The organism is Bacillus sp. FSL H8-0534 (assembly GCF_038005885.1).
Taxonomy (GTDB): Bacteria; Bacillota; Bacilli; order Bacillales; family Bacillaceae_G; genus Bacillus_A; species Bacillus_A pseudomycoides.
In genome coordinates, this window is sequence record NZ_JBBOUC010000001.1 from 712,272 (window position 1) to 734,949 (window position 22,678).

The window sequence follows — 22,678 nt, forward strand, 5'->3', positions numbered from 1 at the left end:
TCCTTCTTTAAAATTCTGAATAAATCTACCTAACATAAGTTCTATATGCGTTCTTTCAAAGGATTAATTTGAATCCCTCTAATAGCTTTTACCATTCTTTTTTTAGTTTCATCATGTGTTAAACCAGTTACCATAACAAACCCTAATCTATCAGAAAATGATTTTGGTCTATGAATTTGCATACCTACTTCTACATCTAATGTCACGTTCTCAACACCATCACTGGCGCTAACTTCTTCAATCCCTATTATCTCTTTTATAATTTCATCCTTTTCACTTAAGATAAATTGAATACCTGCATATCTTTTGATGTCTAAATCGAAATGAGAAGGACCAGTTGTAAAGCATCTTACTTGTTCCTCAATCATATCAATATCAGTTACAAGACGTATTAACTCCGGAATCATACCACCTGCAAGCCTTGCATTAATCTCAATAATTTTACAACCGTCTTTTGTCCATTTAACCTCAGTATGTGTTGCTCCATTTTTCACCCCAACAACTGACAATGCATTTTTTACGGTTTCAAAAATCACCTTTTTTATTTTGTTCGATATTAAAGCTGGAAAAATATGTCCCTCTTCAACAAAATAAGGTCGACCTGTTACAAATTTTTCAGTAATACCAATCACTGTATGTTTCCCTTTCCAGGAAATCATTTCAACACTAAATTCAGGAGCATCTATAAATTCTTCAACAAGAACCATTGAAGCTGTTTTTTGCCCCCTGCCATTTTTAGTTTTTTGTAAAATTAATTTTACTTGTTCAACTGCCTCAGCAAAAGAATTACATAATAGTACATTATTAGAACCGCTTTCATCTACGGGTTTAATAATACAAGGTAAACCAATTTCCGTAATAGCTTCCTGAAGCTGTGCTTGTCCATCAATAATTTTAAAATGGGGTTGACCAATACTGTTTTGGTTTAAGCATTTTCGAGTGAGAGATTTATCTCTACATATCTGCATGCTTTCTATAGAATTCCCTGGTAAATTATATATAGTAGCAAGTTTTGCAACCGTTTCAAGATAATATTCACTTGTTGTTAAAATACCAGCCAATTCCTGATGTCGAATTTCAAAATTTATAGAATTTTGTATATCACATATCTTATTTGTATCGCAAACAATGATTTTACATCCTGTATCTTCAAGTCCCAAATAGCGATCCGGTTTATTAGTCATTAATATTGGGATGAAGTTCATAGAGTAAGCCTTCTTTATGGCCATCATTCCAGTTCCAGTTGTATTCGACTCAATGAATAATAACTTTTTTTTTGTCATTACTCTTCACTTCCTTTAAATTTGAATAAGACCAAGAGGATACTGTTGTTCCATATGAAACAAATTTCGGATCAAGCGGGAGACCAATATTTTGTATTCCGTTTTTTTCACGATAATCTTCGTTAAAAATCGTATGTACATAACGATCCCCTCTATCTGGAAAAACTGCTAAGATGTTTACTCGATTATCCGTTTGTTTACTTATCCATCGTGCAACTGCATACACAGATCCAGAACTATTACCTGCAAAAATTTGTTCACTATTAGCTAACTGTAAAGTCGCTGAAAAAGCCTCTTTATCACTAAGCCAATGAACCTCGTCTATTATACTGAAATCCACATTTGGTGCTACTAAGCTATTTCCTAACCCTCCTTGTAATCTACGAGGATAATCTGGTTGACCAAAAATCACACTTCCAACAGCATCCACAGCTACAACTTTTAAGTTCTTATTTTTTACTTTTAGTCCTCTGGCTATACCAGATATTGAACCTCCACTTCCTACCGAACATACCAATATATCTATTTTCCCTATATCATGTACTACTTCTTGCACCAATTCATCATAAGCCAATGGATTATCAGGATTCTCATACTGTCTAGGCCAGAATGCATTAGGGTATCGTTCTAATAAAGAATTAAGTTTTGTTAATCTGGCTCCTTGCCAACCTTTATTGTCCATTTTTTCCACAATATGTAATTTACAGCCGAGTGAAATTAACTTTGCTTTTGTAATAATATCAATACGTGGATCGGTTACAATATGCACCTCGTGATTTAATGCCTTACCAACTAAAGCAACCCCACAGGCCATTGTTCCAGATGAACTTTCTATAATAGGGGCATTGGGTTTTAATATTCCTGTTTCTTTGGCTTTCAAAATAATTCGTTTTGCAACTCTATCCTTCATACCAAACGGATTTAACATTTCTAATTTTCCAAAAACATTACCTTCATCCATTTTATTATTTACTTTTAATTTTACTAATGGTGTATTTCCGATAGCGCTTATCATTTGATTAACACCTCATTGTGTATATTATCAGTACTCTAAAATTTATAATATGCCAAAAATACTCTTTTGAACGACGATAGCGAAAAATCAACTGTCGACTAACATAGTTTATACAATATCTGTACAAACTCTTAAAAGGATGTAAATGTAATTAATCAAATTCATTTGTTTTATCTAACATACAAGATAAAAGATATATATTTAGACACAATAGTGATAATTTATTAAACAATTGCCGGCAATTAAGTTGAAAAACCCTAACCATTAAAACTGAAGTTATAATTAGAATATTGGTTTTATCCCATTGATTAAATTTATTTATCATATTTGTGATACTGATTTTTTAATATACTCTTCTCTTTTATCCCATTGTTTCTCAATATCTTTATAACGTTTTTCTTGTTCATCCATAAGTATTTTTATATCGTTTGGGTTGGTCGAACCAATGGTTTTTTTATTTTCAATGTTATGTGTAACATCAAAAGCACTCTTTAATTGCTCGCTTGTGAGTTTAATTTGAAGTCCGTGTTCTAAGCCGATTCCCTTAAGTACACCTATATCTATATGTTCTGGTCTAAAACCAGTTTCCATCATTTTCAATATATATTGCCCAGCAATAACTTGAGCACGACGGTATGGTATTCCACTAGATAAAGTAAGCTTATTAGCTAAACTAAAACCACCAAAGAATTCCTCAGTACAAACATCTAACATTCTTTTTTCATTAAATGATAGATTATCTACAGTAGTTTTAAGCAAACGAATTGTCGATTTAAAAGTCTCAAACATTGTAATAACATGAGTACCCGCCTCTTTAGAAGTTTCTACCAAATTAGAGTAAGCTGTATTGCGTTGTCCTAACACAAAGTCAGAATAAAATGCGTGAAGATGCGCTGTTTTCCCCCTTATTCTCTCAAAGATAGGAAAATTTTTCTTTTGGGGCATTGCAGATGATATTCCTGACAATTGATCTGGTAAATCAATAAATTTATATTCACTACTCCCCCATTGTATTAAATCTGTAACAAATCGACTTAAAAAAACACCGAAATTGGATAGTTCTGATGAGATTTGTAAAGTCCAATCACGTGAGGCTACTGCAATTAAAGCATGGTTACGAGGTTCTGAAAAACCTAAAAGCATAGCCATTCTATTCCTATCCCATTCAAACTCTCCACCAGCCATAGCACCGGCACCAAGTGGACATTTATTCATTTCATCATAAACACCTAATAACTTTTCCATAACTAACAATATTTGTTCATTTACTGCAGTTAGATAGAAACCTAGTGTAATAATTTGTGCAGCTTGATAGTGTGTGTATCCAGGCATAGGTAAATATACTGTTTTTTTTGCTAGTTTATAAACAGAGTTTGAAAGGTCCCTCATTTCCTTTATTACTTGTAATAATTGTTCTCTCCCAAACATAATCTGTGCACAGGATTGAAAATCATTTCTACTACGATCAATATGCCATGCTGGTACCTCTCCTTCTAGATTTTGTTCTACAAATCTCTCTATTGCAAAAGCAATATCTGACATATTAGCCGTAGGATCTGGGTTAATACTTTCTTTTGTTACTTTATCTAAAATTTTCATTATCATTTCTTTATTCTCATTAGTAATTAATTCAAGACGTTTATATTCCGTAAGCAATACTTTTTCTATAGCGACATAATACAAAAGATAATACTCTAATTCATAAATAAATTGTGGCTCTAATACTTCTTGATGTAGTACCTCACTAGGACCTATTTTTATTCTTCCTGTTAAATTCACTACCTTCACCTCAGATTCCCTAAATTATCTTATTTAGCATTTATCCTATTCAGTTTTATTATCACGTCTAGCTCTTTTTTATTTAAAAAGTAATTTATTTAAAAATATATTATGTTGAAACAAGCTATGGATGCTTTTAAAAATCAATAAAACACATTAGTAAAATATATTTCACTTCTATTCAAATTAACATAACTAAGCCTTTCTTAAGGCTATTTAAATAACAATGTCAAAATCAAAAAATATGTACTTATCTAAAACTATTTGTCTTTTTTCATTTTTTTCAAAAAATGGATTTTTCATCTATATATACTCTTTGTAAATCATTCTAGTAAATCAAGCAATACTATTTTCGTTTTATCAATAATATTCAAACTTTTCAGTTTTAACTTTCGATACTCATAAATCAAACTCTTCTCTGCATTATCAATATCGACTATTACCAAAACATACATTGTGTTATAGGGAGAATTATTAATTCTGAAATTAGTAATTAAAAGTTCATTTGCACTTTATAGAATTTAATGGTATCAAATTAAACTAATCACGCGTTAGAAACAATAGAAAGGCTATCTCTTGTCAAGATAGCTTTTCTATTGTTTCTGATTTTTTTGTTTAACTACATAAAAAGAATAAGGACACTGATTTGTTAATTTATAAAAATGTCCCAACAAACAAACCCTATTGAGACATTTTATTGGACCTAATATAAAGGTACTTTATAGCACCCACGTATGACTTGTTTCAAAACAAAATATTAGAATAAAAAAATTGGTTATATACGATTCAGTTCTTTTTCATCAGTGCGTTTTCAACCTTTTAAAGAAAAAACATTATTAAAATTAAATATTTAAAGCCAGATCATCCATCTATTTTTATTTTCTCAATACCTAAATAACAATATAAAAAAATAGACAAGGATTATGGTTTTGATACTGGTATTGGTACTACAAAAAATTTTAAAAATGCTTTTGGACGCTTCGGGACATTGCTAAAAAAAGTAAGAAAAAAGAAATAAAATTGTTAGTTGCATGACATACAATAATTGTACTATAGTGAAATTTAAAATTCGTGGTAGCAAATGAGGTCATATGTAGTACAAAAAGGATAGATAAGGTATATATTTTCTACTTATCTATCCTTCTCTTTTAATAAAATGAATTAAGCTAGTTCATTATGACTCACTTCATTACCTCATATATACTCTCGGCATGATATGCTTCACAAATATAAAATACACATTTACAATCACTTATAATTTGATATTTTCTCGTTGGATATATACTAGATTGTAATAAGCAGCCATCAAACAATTCAATAATATTTCCAGAAGGCTGATATCCTTGATATAGCATATTCTTTCTTACTTCCATCTGCTTTACTAGTTTTTCAATAGGGACGTTTCCATCTTCTAATTCTTTCACAATTTCATTTGGTAAAAGTGAGGTATCAGCAAAAATTAAATTCTCAGATAACACCTTTTCTTTATAACTAACGGAAGAAACTCGGTACAGGAATGCTCCCTTTTTATCAAAAAAGGGTTTTACTTCTTTTGGAATATATTCCCTATCTATTATTTCTTGTTCAACAACATTGAACTGAACTGTATCTTTCACAATATTTTCTAACGATGTAATTGATGATGTTTCTTCAGAAAACAATAAACCTTTAACCACTTTAACTGCTGTAGCATCAGCCAATTCTCTTCTTCTATTTTCCATTACTAACATGACTAACACCTCTTCTATATTTATATAATCTAGCAGCCACTCAAGCGAACATATTCCTAAACTTACTTCATACGAAAAATATCAGTAGGTAACTGTTCTATTATCGATTATTGATACACACCTTCGTCAATTGAAGAATTACTATCCATTAACGAAGGAGAAGTCTAGTACTCTGTAAAAGTGTTCCTGCATCAAACTGCCTCATTTCTATTACATCTTTGTTTAATAAAGCTATTGAAGCAACATAGCCTGAGCCAGGTTGCAAATTCATCAAAGTTGTAGTCTCAACAAGCTGTGACTTATCCTGAAAAACAAGGAGTTCCGGTAAATGATCTGGAGTTGATACAGTAAGATTAGAAGGTGACATCATTAACCCTTCTCCAGTAGCCTTAAGTATCGCTTCCTTCCGCGTCCAATATGTTAAAAACCCTTCAATTCGCCTTTCAATTGGCAGTTGCATTAACTGAGCAATTTCTATATCTGTTAATACTCCTACTGCCATCTTAAGTACATCAATATTAGAATTTATTTGTTCTACATCTATACCAATAGGTGTAGATGTTGTAAACGCAACAGCAACTCGTTCTCCTGAATGTGACACAGATAGCTGCGGCATGCCTACAGGTAATTGCGGACGTCCATGCGCTAGCTTACAAACTGAACAGGTTCGATCGATTGGTACTTGAAGCGGAGACATTGCGAGTTGTTTTCCTAGTACCAATCGACTAATTGCACATCCAATCATAAATCTTGCTCGGTCCTCAGAATGACGGAACAAATTTGCTTTTTCACGCTCCGTTTCATTTAATAAACTATAGTGCCAAGATTGCAAGTCTGAAATTCGCGCCCACCATACTTGACAGTGATGACTTCTTAACTCTGGTACTGAATCTACAATCTCCCAATCTTTCATAAAAATTCTCCCCTCGTATATTATTTTTTAGTTACTCTTTCAAGCGACGATTTAACACAATGTTCTCTTGGACGTCCGAGGATATTCCTAGACAATGAAAGTAAGGATCATTTGGGACAATTCTCCCTCTCCCTGTAGGCTTTAACTACATTAAAAGACTGTTTCCCAGTGTTCGCTTTATTCTTCCTACTCACAGGCTGTTCTCCTTGATTCAAACCTAGCTGTTAGTAGCGCTAGGGCGGCTTTTGAAGCAAGGGTAAATTCTTATACACGAGGATGTTGGTCAGCGTTCACACTAGGGATATCCCCAGACGTCCAAGAAAGAGATTTTCCAATGATTCTAAAAGAAAGGAGGAACTCTCTCATGAAACTATTTGTTGGTTTAGATGTGAGCTCTCAAGATGCAAAAGTTTGTTTTTTAAATGGTGAAGGTGATCGATTAGAATCGTTCACCATTACAAATGACTTACCTGGAGCCATAATATTAAAAGAAAAAATTCTGAACACAGCTTCCAAATTAACCTGTGAAGTGATTAAGATTGGCTTAGAATCTACGTCGATTTATAGCTACCATCCAGCTATGTTTCTTCACAATGATAAGGAGCTAAGAACCTACGGTTCTCAAGTGTTTATGATTAATCCAAAACAAATTGCAAACTTTAAGAAAAGTTATCCAGAGATGGATAAAACAGATGCCATTGATGCATTTGTCATTGCAGACTATGTTCGTTTTGGACGTCATACGATGTCGATTGTGAAGGAAGAGCAATACATTGCCTTACAACAGTTAACTCGTTCTCGTTATCAACTCGTACATGCCTTAACAAAAGAAAAACAACATTTTCTTCAACACTTAGGATTAAAGTGTAGTCAATTTACACAAGACGTTGGGTCCTCTGTCTTCGGAAATGCCATGATGGAATTATTCTTAGAACGATTCAGCTTAGAAGAACTCGCTCAAATGCCCTTACAAGATCTCGCTCTTTTTCTTCAGGAAAAAGGAAAAAATCGTTTTGGTAATCCAGAAGAAATAGCAAAATCCATTCAAAAAGCTGTCAGAGGATCCTATCGTTTAAGTAAAGTGGTAGAAGATTCTATTGACCTTCTACTAAGCACCTCCATCCAGATTATGCGCACGTATCAAGCTCAAATTAAAGAGATTGAGAAAGGTATAGAAAGTTTGATGTCATCGCTACCTCAAACGCTTGAAAGCATTCCAGGTATAGGTCCTGTATTCGCAGCCGGTATTGTGGCTGAAATTGGTCAAATTGAACGCTTTACCGATGAAACACGAATCGCCAAATACGCAGGTCTATTCTGGAAGAAATATCAGTCTGGTCGCTTTACTGCAGAAAACACGTCATTAACACGATCAGGGAATCAGTATCTACGTTATTACTTAGTTGAAGCCGCCAACTCTGTAAGGCGTCATGTCCCTGAATATCGTGACTATTATGCGAAAAAATCTGCCGAAGTACCTAAGCATAAGCACAAACGAGCCCTCGCATTAACCGCAAGAAAATTTGTTCGTTTGGTGGATGCGCTACTACGCAACAACCAAATTTACACGCCCGGAAGGAGCGTTGATAGATGATGTCTACTGACATTCTTCCTTCTTCTATATTCCATTAATTTACAAATCATTAATGGTCTAGTTTCGTATTGCCTTTTTTAAGCTGAAATAACAAATTAAGTGTTTAAATTACTAGAATCATTACTTGACATCACACCACAGGTCTTTTTATATCCAATATTCATACTAAGAAAAGTATGGAACCTATTCCATCCTTCAGCAAATATCCCTACTAACATTTCCCCTTCTCACTTTTCATCATTGCTATTGTAATAGAGAAACCTACCCAGATTTATTATTACACCTGGGCAGATTCTTCCTCCTTTATTCACCTGCAACTGCTTTTGAATGAGCTTCATTTGATTGGACTGACGTTTTTTTCTTTGATGTATCTATTACTTCCGCATCACGAATACGTAATGCAAATAATAATGCTATGAATAGGAATACAGCTGCACCAAGCAGGGCCATTTGATACGCTACAATACTAGCACTCTCATTTCCTGCTCCACTTACATCATGATTTCCAAAAACCGCTAAAAGACTTGCAAGAATTGCAACACCGATGGCGGAACCTAATCGATTTTGCACATTAAAAATAGTTGTCGCCCTCCCCATTGAAGACGGATGAATATTATTAAAAGCTGAAAATTGTACAGCTCCTACAGAATGACCTAGGAAAAATCCTATGCCAAACAATAGAATACGGACCAGCCAAGGGTTTGTTTCCTGATTCACGAAGCTTAAAACAACAAATATAATCGCTGCACATAGCAAACCGGTAGAAATCAACTTACGTGGCCCAAGTCTTTTGTAAGACAAAGGCACAATTTGCGAAGCAATCATTAACCCGATTGCTTCTGGAAATGTTGTAAGACCTGTTTCTAGTGCCGACGCATGTAATACATTTTGATACATAAGTGGGAATATAAATAACATGCCCAGTAATCCAGCAGCCGAAAATAACGAAATGAGACTCATATTCCGAAATAAACGATCTTGCAGCAAACATAAGTCTAGCATCGGCTGCTTCACACGAAGTTCAACAAATACAAAGAGAATAATAAGCAAAAGTCCACCTAATCCTGTCCCTATTATTTCTGAGGAACCCCATCCTTTTGATGGCCCTTGACTCATTGCATATATCAACATTGCAAATCCTGGTGCGGAAAGCATAAAACCAGGTAAATCTAACCGCCCAGCAGTTTTTTCAATATGCTCTACTAAAAATAACGCACCAATTAGTAAAGCTACTATTCCAAACGGTAAATTAATATAAAATGCCCAGCGCCAAGACATATGATCCACAAAAAACCCGCTAACAATTGGTCCTATTGCAGGCGCAACAGCAATAGGCAAGACGATGAACCTAGAAATCTTCGGTCTTTCTTGTGGTGAAAATGTTCGAAATAACATTGCCATTCCTACTGGCGTCAATAATCCTCCGCCAGCACCTTGTATGATACGGAATATATTTAAGGCAGTAATATTATCAGCAATTCCGCATAGCGCGGAAGCAGCTGTAAATACAGAAAGAGCAATTAGGAATACTCGCTTTGTACCAAACCGATCTCCAAGCCACCCAGAAATAGGTAAAAACACAGCCAAACTTACTAAATATCCAACATTGACTGTCCCCATTGCTGAAGGTGGAACTTGTAGTTCATGACTAATCGTTTGCAGAGCTACATTTACAATCGTTGCATCCATAGCAGCCATAAACATAGCCGTTACATATACAACACTAACAACAATTTTCGGATTCAGCTTCAAATTCATTACTACTCCCCTACTGAAACGCACTCAAGTGAGTGAAGACTCTTTGGCTGCATATCACTCCAGTGTAATTCGATATACGCAAGACAAGCTTGTCTACTATCTTGTTCATGAACAACATCCCACCCGGCTGGTACATCGAGAAAGGCTGGCCAGACAGAATGCTGGCCTTCCTTATTTACTAACACTTTATACATAAAGTTATCGTTTTCAAATGGATTCGTCATACTTTATTTACCCCTTTCATCGCTTGCTGTCTACTAGCTAATACTTGTCCGATTTCTGTAAGTGGTCCTGGCTGACATAAATCTTTATGTCGGCAATCAATATCATATTGTTCAATTTCCCCATCTATATAACTAAGCCATGTATCTGGAGAAATCGGATCAAACCATTCTGGTATGATTGTTGATCTAAAGAATACAAGGTTTCCATGAAATTGTTTTGGAACATACTTTCCTAAAAGACCAACAGAATTTACGTATGTTTCTTTCAAGTTCAAAATTGTTTCCTCTTCCAGACTCGCTAATGCACTGCCATCCCTGCGAAGTATATCAATAGCGTTTGCCATATCAAGTGGTTTTCCATCCATGTTATCTGGGTCGTATCCTCCTAATGCAAGTAGGGCAATAAGCGCTTCTTCCTCACTAGGCGCTTCTGTATTTGGTAAAAAGTGACCGGGATAAGAATCCAACATAACAAGCAGTTCAACTTCTTCTCCTTGATTTTGCAAATGAGTTGCCATTGCATGAACAACGTTTCCTCCGAGAGACCAACCTAACAACCTGTACGGCCCATGTGGCTGTATCTCACGAATGTGCTCAAGATAGTCAGCAGCCATTTCGTCTAATGATTTTGGAAGTTCTTCACTTTTTGCAATGCCGCGTGCCTGTACACCATAAATTGGATGATCGCTTCCTAAAGACTTCATTAATCCTGCATAACACCAGCTAAGTCCACCTGCTGGATGTACACAGAACATAGGTAACTCTTCACCGCTTGTTCTTAATGGCAAGATTACATCTAGCGCACTTTGGCTCGTCCCCATCTCAAGTATTTCAGCAAGCCCTGCAACTGTCGGTACCGCAAATAAGCTACCAATACTTAACTCTACTCCTAGCGCTTCCCTGATCCGGCTCATTAACTGCACAGCAAGTAAGGAATGACCGCCAAGATCAAAGAAACCATCATCAATGCCAATTCGAGGTAAATTCAAAACCTCTGTAAATAAATCACATAAAATTTCCTCTTTTGGTGTTCTTGGTCCTCGGCTTATCGTAGATACCATGAATTCAGGTGCTGGTAATGCTTTACGATCTAACTTACCATTTGGAGTTAAAGGTAATTCACTTATCATAACGAAAGCATATGGTACCATATAATCAGGTAGACTAAGTCCTACATATTGGCGCATTTCAGCTGTATCAATGTTTACATGTTCTGACGAAACAATATAGGAAACTAATCGCTTATCACCAGGCTGATCTTCACGTACAATGACAGCTACTTGTTCAACATGAGAGTGCTGCATAATAACGGCTTCAATTTCGCCAAGTTCAATTCGGAAACCTCGAATCTTAATTTGATGGTCTGCACGACCGATATAGTCTAATGTGCCATCTTGACACCAACGCGCCAAATCTCCTGTACGATACATTCGAGTACCAGGTTTCCCGTATGGATCTGCTATAAATCGTTCCGCAGTTAACCCTGCACGACCTAAATACCCACGAGCAAGCCCTGCTCCTGCAACATACATTTCTCCTACCACTCCTGGTGGTACAGGTTGTAAGTAATTATCTAATACGTATACTTTAAGATCTGGTATACTACATCCTATTAAGCTGTTTGCTCGTAAAGATACAATATTTTGATCCAGCTCGATATAGCTTACATGTACAGTTGTTTCTGTAATACCATACATATTAATAAGCTTAGGCGAATTTTCTGGATGACGACTATACCAATCTTCTAGACGACTTAATTCCAGTGCTTCTCCGCCAAAAACGACATATCGTAAAGAAAGCTTTTGCCCTAATTCAACATTTTCGCGATCTGCTTGCATAAGTTGATAAAATGCTGATGGTGTCTGATTTAAAACTGTTACCTTTTCCTGGACAAGCAGATTTAAAAATTCTCTAGGTGAACGACTCACAGTGTGTGGTACGACAACAAGACGTCCCCCATACAATAGCGGCCCCCAAATTTCCCAAACTGAAAAATCAAAAGCATAAGAATGGAACATTGTCCAAACATCTTCCGAATCAAATTGGAACCAATGGTCAGTTGCCCCAAGTAGCCTTATAACATTCTGATGAGGAATCATTACACCTTTTGGTCTTCCTGTTGAACCTGATGTATAAATTACATAAGCGATGTGTAAAGGTGATAGTGGCTGTATTCGTTCCACATTTTCTATATTCTCTTCACCATATTTGTTTAATGTCTCCATTATTTTGAAATCGTCTACTACAATCGTTACGGTCTCTGCACTCTCTATTGTCACTTGTGTGTTCGTAATCATACAGACAGGCCTAGCATCACTTAGCATGAATGAAATTCGATCCGATGGATAATCAGGATCTAGAGGTAAATATCCTGCCCCCGCTTTCAAAACTGCTAACAAACTCACAACCATATCAACAGATCTTGGTATCGCTAAAGCAACCATTTGCTCTGGACCTACTCCTTTTTCAATTAACAGACGTGCAAGTTTATTCGATCTCTTATTTAACTCTTCATAAGTTAGCGTAGTGTCCTCAAATACGACAGCGGTTGCATCTGGCGTTAAGCGAACTTGTTTCTCAAATAATTCCGGTAAGGTCATTTCAGGCGCAATTTGAAAGCCGCCATTCCATTTTTCAAGTACTGTTTGACGCTCTTCTTCGTCCAAAATTTCCAAACGCCCAATAGGTTGTTCTGGATCTTCTACTGCGTCTTCTAATAAATGAATGAAACGACTCACAAGTTTCTGAGCTGTCTCACGCTTAAATAAATCTGTACTAAATTCAAGTAAACCATGTAATCCATTTGGCTGACCTTCAGACGTACTACGTTCACTTATTTCTATCGTCATATCAAACTTCGAAGAACCAACACTCTTAATCTCAAGATGCGTTTCTAGATTCGGTATATCAAGTGTAGCCTCTGGTGTATTTTGAAAAGCTAACATAATTTGGAATAGTGGATGACTATTTCTCAAACGCACAGGGTTCAACACTTCAACAAGTCTTTCAAATGGAACATCTTGATGTTCATATGCTGAAAGGTTAACTTTACGCACCCTGCTTAACAGTTCACTAAAGCTAGGATCTCCAGACGTATCTGTACGTAAAACGAGTGTATTTACGAACAATCCGACAATATCTCCAAGCGCATCATCACTACGCCCAGCAATTGGACTACCTATTGGAATATCCGTTCCAGCCCCTAATCGTGTAAGTAATGCAGCAAGTCCGGATTGTAGGATCATAAACAAACTAACACCATTTTTACGAGCAAGCTCTAATAATCGTTCATGTAACTCTGGATTCACATGAAAATCTATCGTTTCTCCGCAATAGCTCGTTTCCACAGGACGTTGATAATCTGTAGGTAACTCAAGTTGGGCTGGTAACCCCTTCAATTCTTCTTTCCAAAACTCAATTTGTTGTGAAATGAGACTACCTTGTGCACTCTCATTTCCTAATAGTTCTTGTTGCCAAAGGGCATAATCGGCATACTGTACTGGCAGTGACTTCCACTGAACTGATTCACCTTTACAATGTGCTTGATACGCAGTTGCTATGTCTCTTGACAATGGGTTTAATGACCATCCATCCCCTACAATATGATGCAATAATACAAGTAACACATGTTCATCCGGATTTATTTCAAAAAGCTCCATACGGATAGCTGGCTCTTCTGCAAGATTAAAGCTATATCTTACAGCTTCAGCAAGTACTTTAGGTAATTCTGAATCAGTAGTCTGCGTAACAATTAAAGTAGGATTTGCCTCATTTGTCTCCAAAATTTGCTGATGTGACGTACCAAGCGTGTTAGGAAAAATAGTTCGAAGTGTCTCATGTCGATCGACGATATCATAAAATGCAGCTTGTAAAGCTTCTCGATTTAATTCACCAGACATTCGAATGACTACTGGAATATTGTAAGTTGGGCTTGGACCTTCTAAACAATTCAAGAACCATAAACGACGCTGTGCAAAAGAAAGAGGAACTTCTCTTGGACGCTCTACTTTCTGAATAGCTGGCCTTGCACTCTGCGTGCTATCTAATTGTTTAACTAGTTCAGCGACTGTAGGTGATTCAAATAGTTTTCCAATGCCTAATTCCACACCTAATGTTTCACGAATACGTCCCATTAACCGGGAAGCTAACAGAGAATGTCCGCCTATTTCAAAGAAGTTATCATCGATTCCAATCCGCGCTATACTAAGCACTTCCGCAAATAAATCACATAAAATTTCTTCTTGTGGATTTCTAGCTACGCGTTCACTAACAAGTAAATTGAAGTCAGGTGCTGGTAACACTTTCCGATTAATCTTTCCGTTCGGTGTCAATGGCAATTCAGACATCATCATAATTGCTGACGGTATCATATAACCTGGTAGGCTCCCTCCTGCATATGTTCGAATTTCTGCAAGGTCAAGATTTCCATCAGCATCAGGTACAATGTAAGCAACCAAACGTTTATCGCCAGGTCGATCTTCTCGAACGATTACAACGACTTGCTCAACATGAGGGTGCTGAGATAATACAGTTTCCACTTCAGATAACTCGATACGGAATCCATGAATCTTAATTTGATGATCTGCACGACTCACATAATCTAACGAACCATCCTTACGCCATTTAACAAGATCGCCCGTACGGTACATTCGTGTACCAGGTTTCCCGTATGGATTAGCAACAAATCGTTCAGCTGTTAATTCTGGCCTTCCTAAATATCCATTGGCAAGCCCCGTACCAGCAATATATAATTCTCCCACCACTCCTGGTGGTACAGGTTGTAAACCTGCATCTAGTACATATACTTCAGTATTCCAAATTGGTCTTCCAATAGAAGGTGTACCACTCTCTTCTTCATTCATATCCATGAAAGTTGACCAAATTGTTGTTTCAGTTGGTCCATAAAGATTTGTAACATGACAATTTAATTCTTTTAACCGAGACGCTAGATTCGATGGAAGCGCCTCACCACCAACAAGAACTTTAAGTCCTATTAATCTTTCTGGATAATCTGTTACAAGCGCATGCCAAAGTGTTGGTGTAGCTTGCATAATTGTGATGTTTTCCTTTTGAATGATTTCTGTTAATGCTGAAGAATCTTGAACTGCTTCTTTTTGGGCAATTTGAACGCTTGCTCCACTAATAAGTGGTAAATAAATTTCTAAAGCTGAAATATCAAACGCAAAGGTTGTAACAGCCAACAAACGATCATTTACATGTAATGAGAATTGATCTTGCATCGCCAATAAAAAGTTGCTTAAGCTTTGCATCGGCACAACGACACCTTTTGGCTTACCTGTTGACCCCGAAGTATAAATTGTATACGCAGGATTTAAGGGTGCTGCTCCATCAAATGAATCTAGGTTATTTTTCTGGTATCCTCTTAACTCTTCTTTTGTATCCTGATTATCAAGCACAACTCTTGTTATATGATCCCCATTCGGTAAATCACCTAAAACAGAAGAATGTGTTAGGATACAAGCAGGCTTAGCATCGCTTAATATATACGTAATTCGATCCTCTGGATATTCTGGGTCGATTGGTAAATATGCTGCTCCCGTCTTAAGAACTGCTAACATTCCGATAACCATCTCTACAGATCTTGGAAATGCTAACGCTACAAATTCCTTAGATTGAACTCCTCGTTCTAACAAGAAATGAGCAAGTTGATTTACTTGTTCATTTAATTCTTTATAAGTAAGTTCTATTCCATCACATATGACAGCAATAGAATCAGGAGATTTACTTACTTGTTTTTCAATGAGAGCAGGTACACTTACGAATGAACTTTCTTTCATAGTTTGATTCCACTCTACTAAATGCTTGCGTTCCTCATGAAGTAAGAGTTCCAGTTTTCCAATCGGTGAATCTACCTGAAGATCCGATATATCTTCCAGAAGATTCACAAATCTTTTTTTATGATTTATTAACTCTTCTAATCTATATACTTCAGGGTTTGCATCAAAATGAATCCTTAAGCCATTTCCGTCAAACTCGTTTGACACATTTATTGAAAGATCATCAACCGGTCCTGCCGAAAGATTATGTTTAACCCCATGATTTCCTGCAAAACTCAAGGCATAGTCAAATGGCATCACATTAATCATTGGACCAAATAACCTTTGATTTTCTCCCAATAATTTAAGATCTCGGCGTAATTCTTCATGACGATACTTATGATGAAAACGAATATCAAGAACCTCATTAGAAACCTGCCCGACAACCTCAGCAAGACTCATATTAGAGCTTATAGACAAGCGGAGCGGGACTACATTCATGACCATACCAGGGATATTGATCGATGCTGATCCTAAACGTCCCATCATCGGTAAACCTAGAACTATATCCTGTGTACTTGTTAATTTATGTATATAAATCGCAGTTGCAGCTATGATAAGATCCGGCCAATTCGCATTACAATCATGTGCAACCTTCCGCAAAGATTCTGTACTTAAACGAGACAAATGTGCTGGTTGGCGAAGAAATGTCTTCGATGTTCTAGGAGCACGTTCCGCTAAACTTACTACTTCTGGTTGATCTTGGAACCGTTCTAACCAAAAGCTATGATCTTTCTCAAATTGCTCCGATGCACGATACGCAGTATCCTCCTCTAAAATGGTATATAAAGAACCAAATGATCTCTCATCATACGATTGATTATTCATGAATGCCGTATATACTCTTGCTACTCTTTGCGCAAGTAAAGAAAATCCGTATCCATCCATCACAATGTGATGGATGCGCTGATACCAGAAGAAACGATTGGAAGCGACTTTAAAAAGCGCCTCCGTATACAGCTTGTCCTTTTTCAGATTCACTGGCGTAGATAAATCCACTTGCATCCACGCTTCAGCGGCTTTTTGGGGATTTTCTTCAGTACTAACATCAATAATATGCATATGAAATTCAGGTGAATCATCGATAACTTGCCATGGCCCTTTCGCATCTTCTTCAAAGTGAACATGTAAAGATTCAGCTTCCATTACAACTTTACGCACAGCTAATTCAAATGTTTTCACATCAACTGAACCATGTATTTCTATGTATTCACCCGTATTATAAATTGGATTTTTTGGATCAAGTTGCTGCGCAAACCACATACCCGTTTGCGCACCTGACAATGAATGACGAACCTTTTGACAATGAGACATTCGTATTTACCCCTTTATCTATCTGTATTTGATAGCACCTTTTCCTCTTGAGAGGACACCAAATTAAACCAGTCATAAATTGTTGGACGCTCAGCCAAATCTGCGAATGTAACTTCTACACCTATTTGGCGCCATTTCTCTACTAAACTCATAATTCTAACTGAGTCAAGCCCTCTATTTAATAAATCTTCGTTATCTCCAATATCTGCTGGTAATTCACGAAGCAATTCAGCAACTTGTTCACGTACCGATTGTAATGTGAATCCTGTATTTTCTTCTGCTGCAGACGTTTCTTTTAAACTTTGTAAATCTTTTAATAATAAATTCGTTATTATAGTTACTGCACATCGATCAGATGCGTACTGCAAAGCTTGTTTATGATGTTCTTGTGAAAAATCAGCAACCGCATCAGCGACGAAGAATGGTTGTATCCCATCCATAAATGCTTCGCATGCCGTTAAAAGACATCCAATATGTGCATAAACCCCACAAATAATAAGCTGATCACGCCCTTGTTCACGTAAAATCTCTAGAAGATTTGTTTTCTTAAAAGCACTATATCTCCATTTTGTAAGGAAAATATCATCCTCATCAGGAGTGAGCTCATCTACAATTTTCTTCTTGTGAGGCCCATCAGGAATACCCGCCCCCCAAAAATCTTGCAATAATCCTCTTTGCTCTAGCGTTTGTCCACCTGGTTGTGCAGTATAAACGACAGGAACACCAATTTCCTTACATGTTTTTCTGATAGATTGAATATTTGAAATCAGTTCTACTCTTGGTGATTCCTCTGCATGATATGCATCAAGAAAATACTCTTGCATGTCATGAATAAGAAGAACAGCACGTTTCGGATCTGGCTTCCACGTTACTTTATTATTTGGTAAATCTGACTCTAATGGCATTGGGTATACTGAGATAGCTGGAATAGCCATCTAATCACTTCCTTTCGAATTGTTAAGAATATTTATTTGTCATTTATTACTTCGTGATAGATTTAAGTTTTTCAGCAATTGCCTTCCGTAATTCTTTCTTACTCACTTTTCCGACACCAGTCTGTGGAAACGAGTCTATAAATTCAATTCGATCTGGAATTTTATATGCCGCAATTCCTCGATCTCTTAAAAACATTTTCAAATGCCCTACAGTCGGTGTTTCCCCGCGAGCTATAACGAAAGCACAAGTACGTTCACCTAAATAATCGTCTGGCATAGATACTATTGCAACATCGTGTACCGCTGCATGCGCTAACAGATGATTTTCAACTTCTTCAGCCGCAACTTTCTCTCCACCACGATTAATCTGATCCTTATCGCGTCCTTCAACCACTAAATAACCTTGCTCATTTATTTTGACAAGATCGCCTGTGCGGTAAAAACCATCCGAAGTAAAGGATTTAGCGTTATGCTCTTCAGCTTTATAGTATCCACGAATTGTATATGGTCCACGAGTTAATAAACTCCCCACTTGACCTGGCTCTACGTCATTATCATATTCATCAACTACACGAACTTCATCAAACTCTGACATTGGTCTTCCTTGCGTATGAATAATGATATCTTCTGCATCATCAAGTCTCGTATAATTCACTAACCCTTCGGCCATACCAAAAACTTGTTGCAATGTACAACCGAATGCCGGGCGTATACGCTTGGCCACTTCCGCGCTAAACTTTGCGCCGCCTACCTGTAAAACTTGCAGGCTAGATAAATCATTATTGCGTGAAGCTATTGCGTCAAGCCATACCATTGCAAGGGGTGGCACAAGTGCTGTAATCGTGACACGTTCCTTCTCAATAAGAGAGAACGCTTCATCTGGACTTCCCCCAGAAGCTAGAACAATCCGCCCACCTGCATATAACGTCCCAAGAGTTCCCGGCGAACTAAGCGGATAGTTATGTGCAACTGGAAGCACAGCAAGATACACACTATCTTGATCCAATTTACAAATTTGAGCACTCACTCTTAAACTATAAATATAGTCATCATGTGTTCTGGGAATTAATTTAGATAATCCTGTTGTTCCGCCTGATAGTTGCAAGAAAGCTACATCGCTAGATTTTACTTCTGGCAGATTGACCGGATTCATATAAAGATCACGAATTCCTACAAATTCCTCCGCCTCTCCTACAACAATTACATGTTGCAACGTTGGAACTTTTTCTTTTATTTCTCTTGCAAGTTTTCGATAGTCGAATCCAAGCTGTTTATCAGAAATAATATAAGCAGTTGCTTTAGCAAATTCACAAAAATAGCTTATTTCACTACTTCGGTGTGACGGCAAAGCAAAAACTGGAACTGCACCAATGCGAAAAAGCGCAAAGCAGACTTCGAAAAATTCCGTAATATTTGGTAAATGAAGAACCACTCGATCCGTTTGTTTAATTCCTAAATTTAGAAATCCTGCAGCTAATTGATCTACTCTTTTATCCAGTTCACTATAGCTTAAGTGTTTTTCGCCACTTGTCACTGCAATCTGGTCACCATGTTTCATCGCACGTTCTCGCAGCATCTCTCCAAAGGTCTCTCCGCGCCAGCACCCCTCTTCTTTATATCGATCTGCAAATTCCTTTGGCCACTCCTGGCATCCTGTTAACATCATTTATCCCCCTAACTTCTATTTCAAAGATTCATCATTTAATCCCATAGCCCGAAGCATTGTACGAAACTTAGCTGATGTTTCAGCTAGCTCATCTTCAGGTTTTGACTCCGCAACAATACCAGCTCCTGCGAATAAACGAAGGGAATTCTCTTCAACTTCCGCACAACGAATCGTAACAATCCATTCACCGTCACCATTCAGATCACTCCAACCAAGCATTCCCGTGAAAAATTCTCGATCAAACGGTTCAATTTCGTTAATAGCCTCTCGAGCTTTTTCTGTCGGAGTTCCACAAACTGCTGGTGTAGGATGAAGCGCAAGTGCTAATTCTAATGCAGACACTGATACGTCTAGTAATTCTCCTTTTACTTCAGTAGATAAATGCCACATTGCTTCACTATTTATTAATGATGGTTTTTCCGGAACATGCAATGTACGACAGTACGGACGAAGCGCCGCAGCTACTGCTTCAACAACAACAGCATGTTCATGTAAATCTTTAGCTGAAGAAAGCAACTCATCTGCTCGTCTCTTATCTTCTTCAGGGTCTTTACTTCGAGGTCTAGAGCCTGCAAGCGGATTAGAAATGATTTGCATTCCACTCCGTGAGACAAGTAACTCTGGACTCGCTCCTATGAGTGTATGACTACGCTTTGGTGAAGCATCACAATTCTCTATTTCTTCACTCTTCGGTAAATCTACCGCAAACGTATACCCCTGTTTATTGTGCTGCGCTAAATCACAAAGTAGTTTTTGAATGTCAACCTTTTCTGGAGATTTCAAATCCAACGATCTAGATAGAACGATTTTCTTTAGGTCACCGCTCTTTATTTTAGCTACTCCTTGCTCTACACCACGCATATATTCTGAAGATGACGGAATAGGATTCATTTCATATGTAAGTGCAGGTGATTGCTGGATTCGATCTGTAAAATCAAATTGCAGACGATCTGCTAGCCTGCTCTCCCGAGGTACAACGAGCTGTACCGATTTTGTACGATCAAAAGGCAGCGCTCCTACAACAATTGGATTAGGATGGCCAGCTTGTTTCGCATTGCTTAATACAGCACGAACTAGCTCAGGAAAATTTTCTGCCTGACTATGTTTCACCGTTGCAAATGTTCCTTCGGCAAGTATTGTACGATACGGTGAAGCAAAAAAGAATGAAGATCCAGCTCTATAGTCATCTAGTAATTTTGTCGCTAACTCCTTTAAAGCAGTTGTATGATTCATTATTTTAAAGCCCCCTATATGTAATTTAGATTCCTAAAGTAGCGCCGCCATCAATGCATAGATTATGCATCGTAATATGGCTTGCTTTATCTGACGCTAAAAATAGAACTGCTTCAGCAATCTCTGAAGGCGTTGCTATTTTTTTTAATGGAATTCCTAATCTATATGTATCTTGTGAGCCTGCAATAATTTTTTCAGCCCCATTTTCATCTATCCAAAGTAACCTCTGCATCTCTGTCTCAGTTGAACCAGGAGAAACTAAATTACAGCGAATATTATATTCTGCAAGCTCAAGACCAAGACATTTTGTAAACATCGTTGCAGCAGCTTTGGATGCTACATATGCAGCCATTTCCATTCTAGGTACACTCGCAGCATTTGACCCTACAGTCACAATTGCACCAGACTGCCGTGACATCATACGTCTACTCACAGATCGTGATACATAAAACACACCTGTAGCATTTACTGAAAAAGTCTTGTCCCAATCTTCATCACTTAAATAGTGAATGGCACCCATCTTTAAAATACCGGCAACATTAACTAAAATATCAATTTGCCCCATTGTATCCTCAATCTGATTTACTGTATTTTCCACTGCGGAACTATCACTCACATCTAAAGCGAATACTTTCAAAGAGCTGCCTCTTGTTGCATGATAATCTGAAAGCTTATTGAGTTCTAAAATATTCTTATCAACCGCTGCAACCTTTGCTCCTCTTTCCGCAAGCATGTTCGCTACAGTCTCTCCAATTCCTTGTGCTGCACCAGTAACTAATGCAATCTTCCCATCAAATTCCCCAAAATCCATATTCTCAATTCCTTTCCTTACAACGAATCGATCTAGTTTATCTTGTATATTCTCAATTGCAGATTAATAAAGTTAACCTAATTAATCTGTGCAAAGAAAATATTTAAACAAACATCACCAACTAATAATGATATTGATAATCATTATCATTATATTTACGAAAATCATACACATATTAAACTTATCAGTCAAGTACAATTTAATCTTAATTTCAGTCTCAATAAACTAGGTAATACTCACTTAGTATTAATTGATAATGATTTTCATTTTCTTTTGTACACCGAAATGATAATGTTTCTCAACAGTCTTGTCAATCTTTTTTTATTTTTCAGATAAAATATTTTATTATGTCCCCATACTTATCTGCATAAAAATCTCTGCTTTTATTGTAAATATAAACTTTTTTCATCCTATTTTCTGTGAAAATAATAGATTTAAAAAATTAAATTGAAACTTTCAAATTTCCTAATTAATAATCATGCATTTTATCATTAATTACATAAAAATCTTTATTTTATAATAAAAACCATCATATTGAACATTTAATTTCTCAATAAATTTCTGAAAAAATTTTATTAAGAAATTT

13 protein-coding genes are annotated in these 22,678 nt (G+C 36.8%); 1 reads left to right on the forward strand and 12 read right to left on the reverse strand.

The window, feature by feature from the left end:
- Positions 1-41: 41 nt before the first annotated feature.
- From MHH71_RS03830 to MHH71_RS03850, 5 genes are all read right to left on the reverse strand, one after another.
- Entirely contained in the window at positions 42-1,283 is a 1,242-nt protein-coding gene (locus MHH71_RS03830) for an ATP-grasp domain-containing protein (RefSeq protein ID WP_033799312.1), read from the reverse strand.
- Positions 1,255-2,298 (reverse strand): cysteine synthase family protein, encoded by a 1,044-nt coding sequence (locus MHH71_RS03835; RefSeq protein WP_006096887.1) that lies wholly within the window; start codon positions 2,296-2,298, stop codon positions 1,255-1,257. Before MHH71_RS03835 ends, MHH71_RS03830 begins: the two co-directional genes overlap by 29 nt.
- Positions 2,299-2,619: 321 nt before the next feature.
- Positions 2,620-4,077 carry an argininosuccinate lyase gene (locus MHH71_RS03840; protein WP_139358596.1) on the reverse strand — a complete coding sequence of 486 codons (1,458 nt, stop codon included), beginning with the start codon at positions 4,075-4,077 and terminating at the stop codon, positions 2,620-2,622.
- Between the two features lie 1,181 nt (positions 4,078-5,258).
- Entirely contained in the window at positions 5,259-5,807 is a 549-nt protein-coding gene (locus tag MHH71_RS03845; RefSeq protein WP_006096890.1) for a hypothetical protein, read from the reverse strand.
- Between the two features lie 148 nt (positions 5,808-5,955).
- Positions 5,956-6,720, reverse strand: a complete 765-nt coding sequence (locus MHH71_RS03850) for a 4'-phosphopantetheinyl transferase family protein (protein ID WP_006096891.1) — start codon at positions 6,718-6,720, stop codon at positions 5,956-5,958.
- A 364-nt stretch (positions 6,721-7,084) separates the two neighbouring features.
- Between MHH71_RS03850 and MHH71_RS03855 the strand changes: the two genes are divergently transcribed.
- Positions 7,085-8,314, forward strand: a complete 1,230-nt coding sequence (locus tag MHH71_RS03855) for an IS110 family transposase (RefSeq protein WP_098019289.1) — start codon at positions 7,085-7,087, stop codon at positions 8,312-8,314.
- Between the two features lie 303 nt (positions 8,315-8,617).
- Here the strand turns inward: MHH71_RS03855 and MHH71_RS03860 are convergent, their stop codons facing one another.
- From MHH71_RS03860 to MHH71_RS03890, 7 genes are read right to left on the reverse strand one after another with little or no spacing between them, the layout of a single operon-like run.
- The gene (locus MHH71_RS03860) at positions 8,618-10,072 is read right to left on the reverse strand and encodes an MDR family MFS transporter (RefSeq protein ID WP_006094821.1); all 1,455 of its coding nucleotides are present in this window, start codon (positions 10,070-10,072) and stop codon (positions 8,618-8,620) included.
- Between the two features lie 2 nt (positions 10,073-10,074).
- A complete protein-coding gene (locus tag MHH71_RS03865) occupies positions 10,075-10,296 on the reverse strand; it encodes an MbtH family protein (RefSeq protein WP_016114820.1) in 222 nt (73 codons plus the stop codon).
- A complete protein-coding gene (locus MHH71_RS03870; protein ID WP_006094822.1) occupies positions 10,293-17,447 on the reverse strand; it encodes an amino acid adenylation domain-containing protein in 7,155 nt (2,384 codons plus the stop codon). Before MHH71_RS03870 ends, MHH71_RS03865 begins: the two co-directional genes overlap by 4 nt.
- Positions 17,448-17,461: 14 nt before the next feature.
- On the reverse strand, positions 17,462-18,382 hold the full coding sequence (locus MHH71_RS03875; protein WP_006094823.1) for an isochorismatase: 921 nt from the start codon (positions 18,380-18,382) through the stop codon (positions 17,462-17,464).
- Positions 18,383-18,428: 46 nt separating this feature from the next.
- Positions 18,429-20,045 carry a (2,3-dihydroxybenzoyl)adenylate synthase gene (locus MHH71_RS03880; RefSeq protein WP_033798864.1) on the reverse strand — a complete coding sequence of 539 codons (1,617 nt, stop codon included), beginning with the start codon at positions 20,043-20,045 and terminating at the stop codon, positions 18,429-18,431.
- Between the two features lie 18 nt (positions 20,046-20,063).
- Positions 20,064-21,281: an isochorismate synthase DhbC gene (gene dhbC / locus MHH71_RS03885; protein WP_006094825.1), complete on the reverse strand. Its 1,218-nt coding sequence runs from the start codon at positions 21,279-21,281 to the stop codon at positions 20,064-20,066.
- A gap of 25 nt (positions 21,282-21,306) precedes the next feature.
- Positions 21,307-22,092, reverse strand: a complete 786-nt coding sequence (locus tag MHH71_RS03890; protein WP_006094826.1) for a 2,3-dihydro-2,3-dihydroxybenzoate dehydrogenase — start codon at positions 22,090-22,092, stop codon at positions 21,307-21,309.
- Positions 22,093-22,678 lie beyond the last annotated feature (586 nt).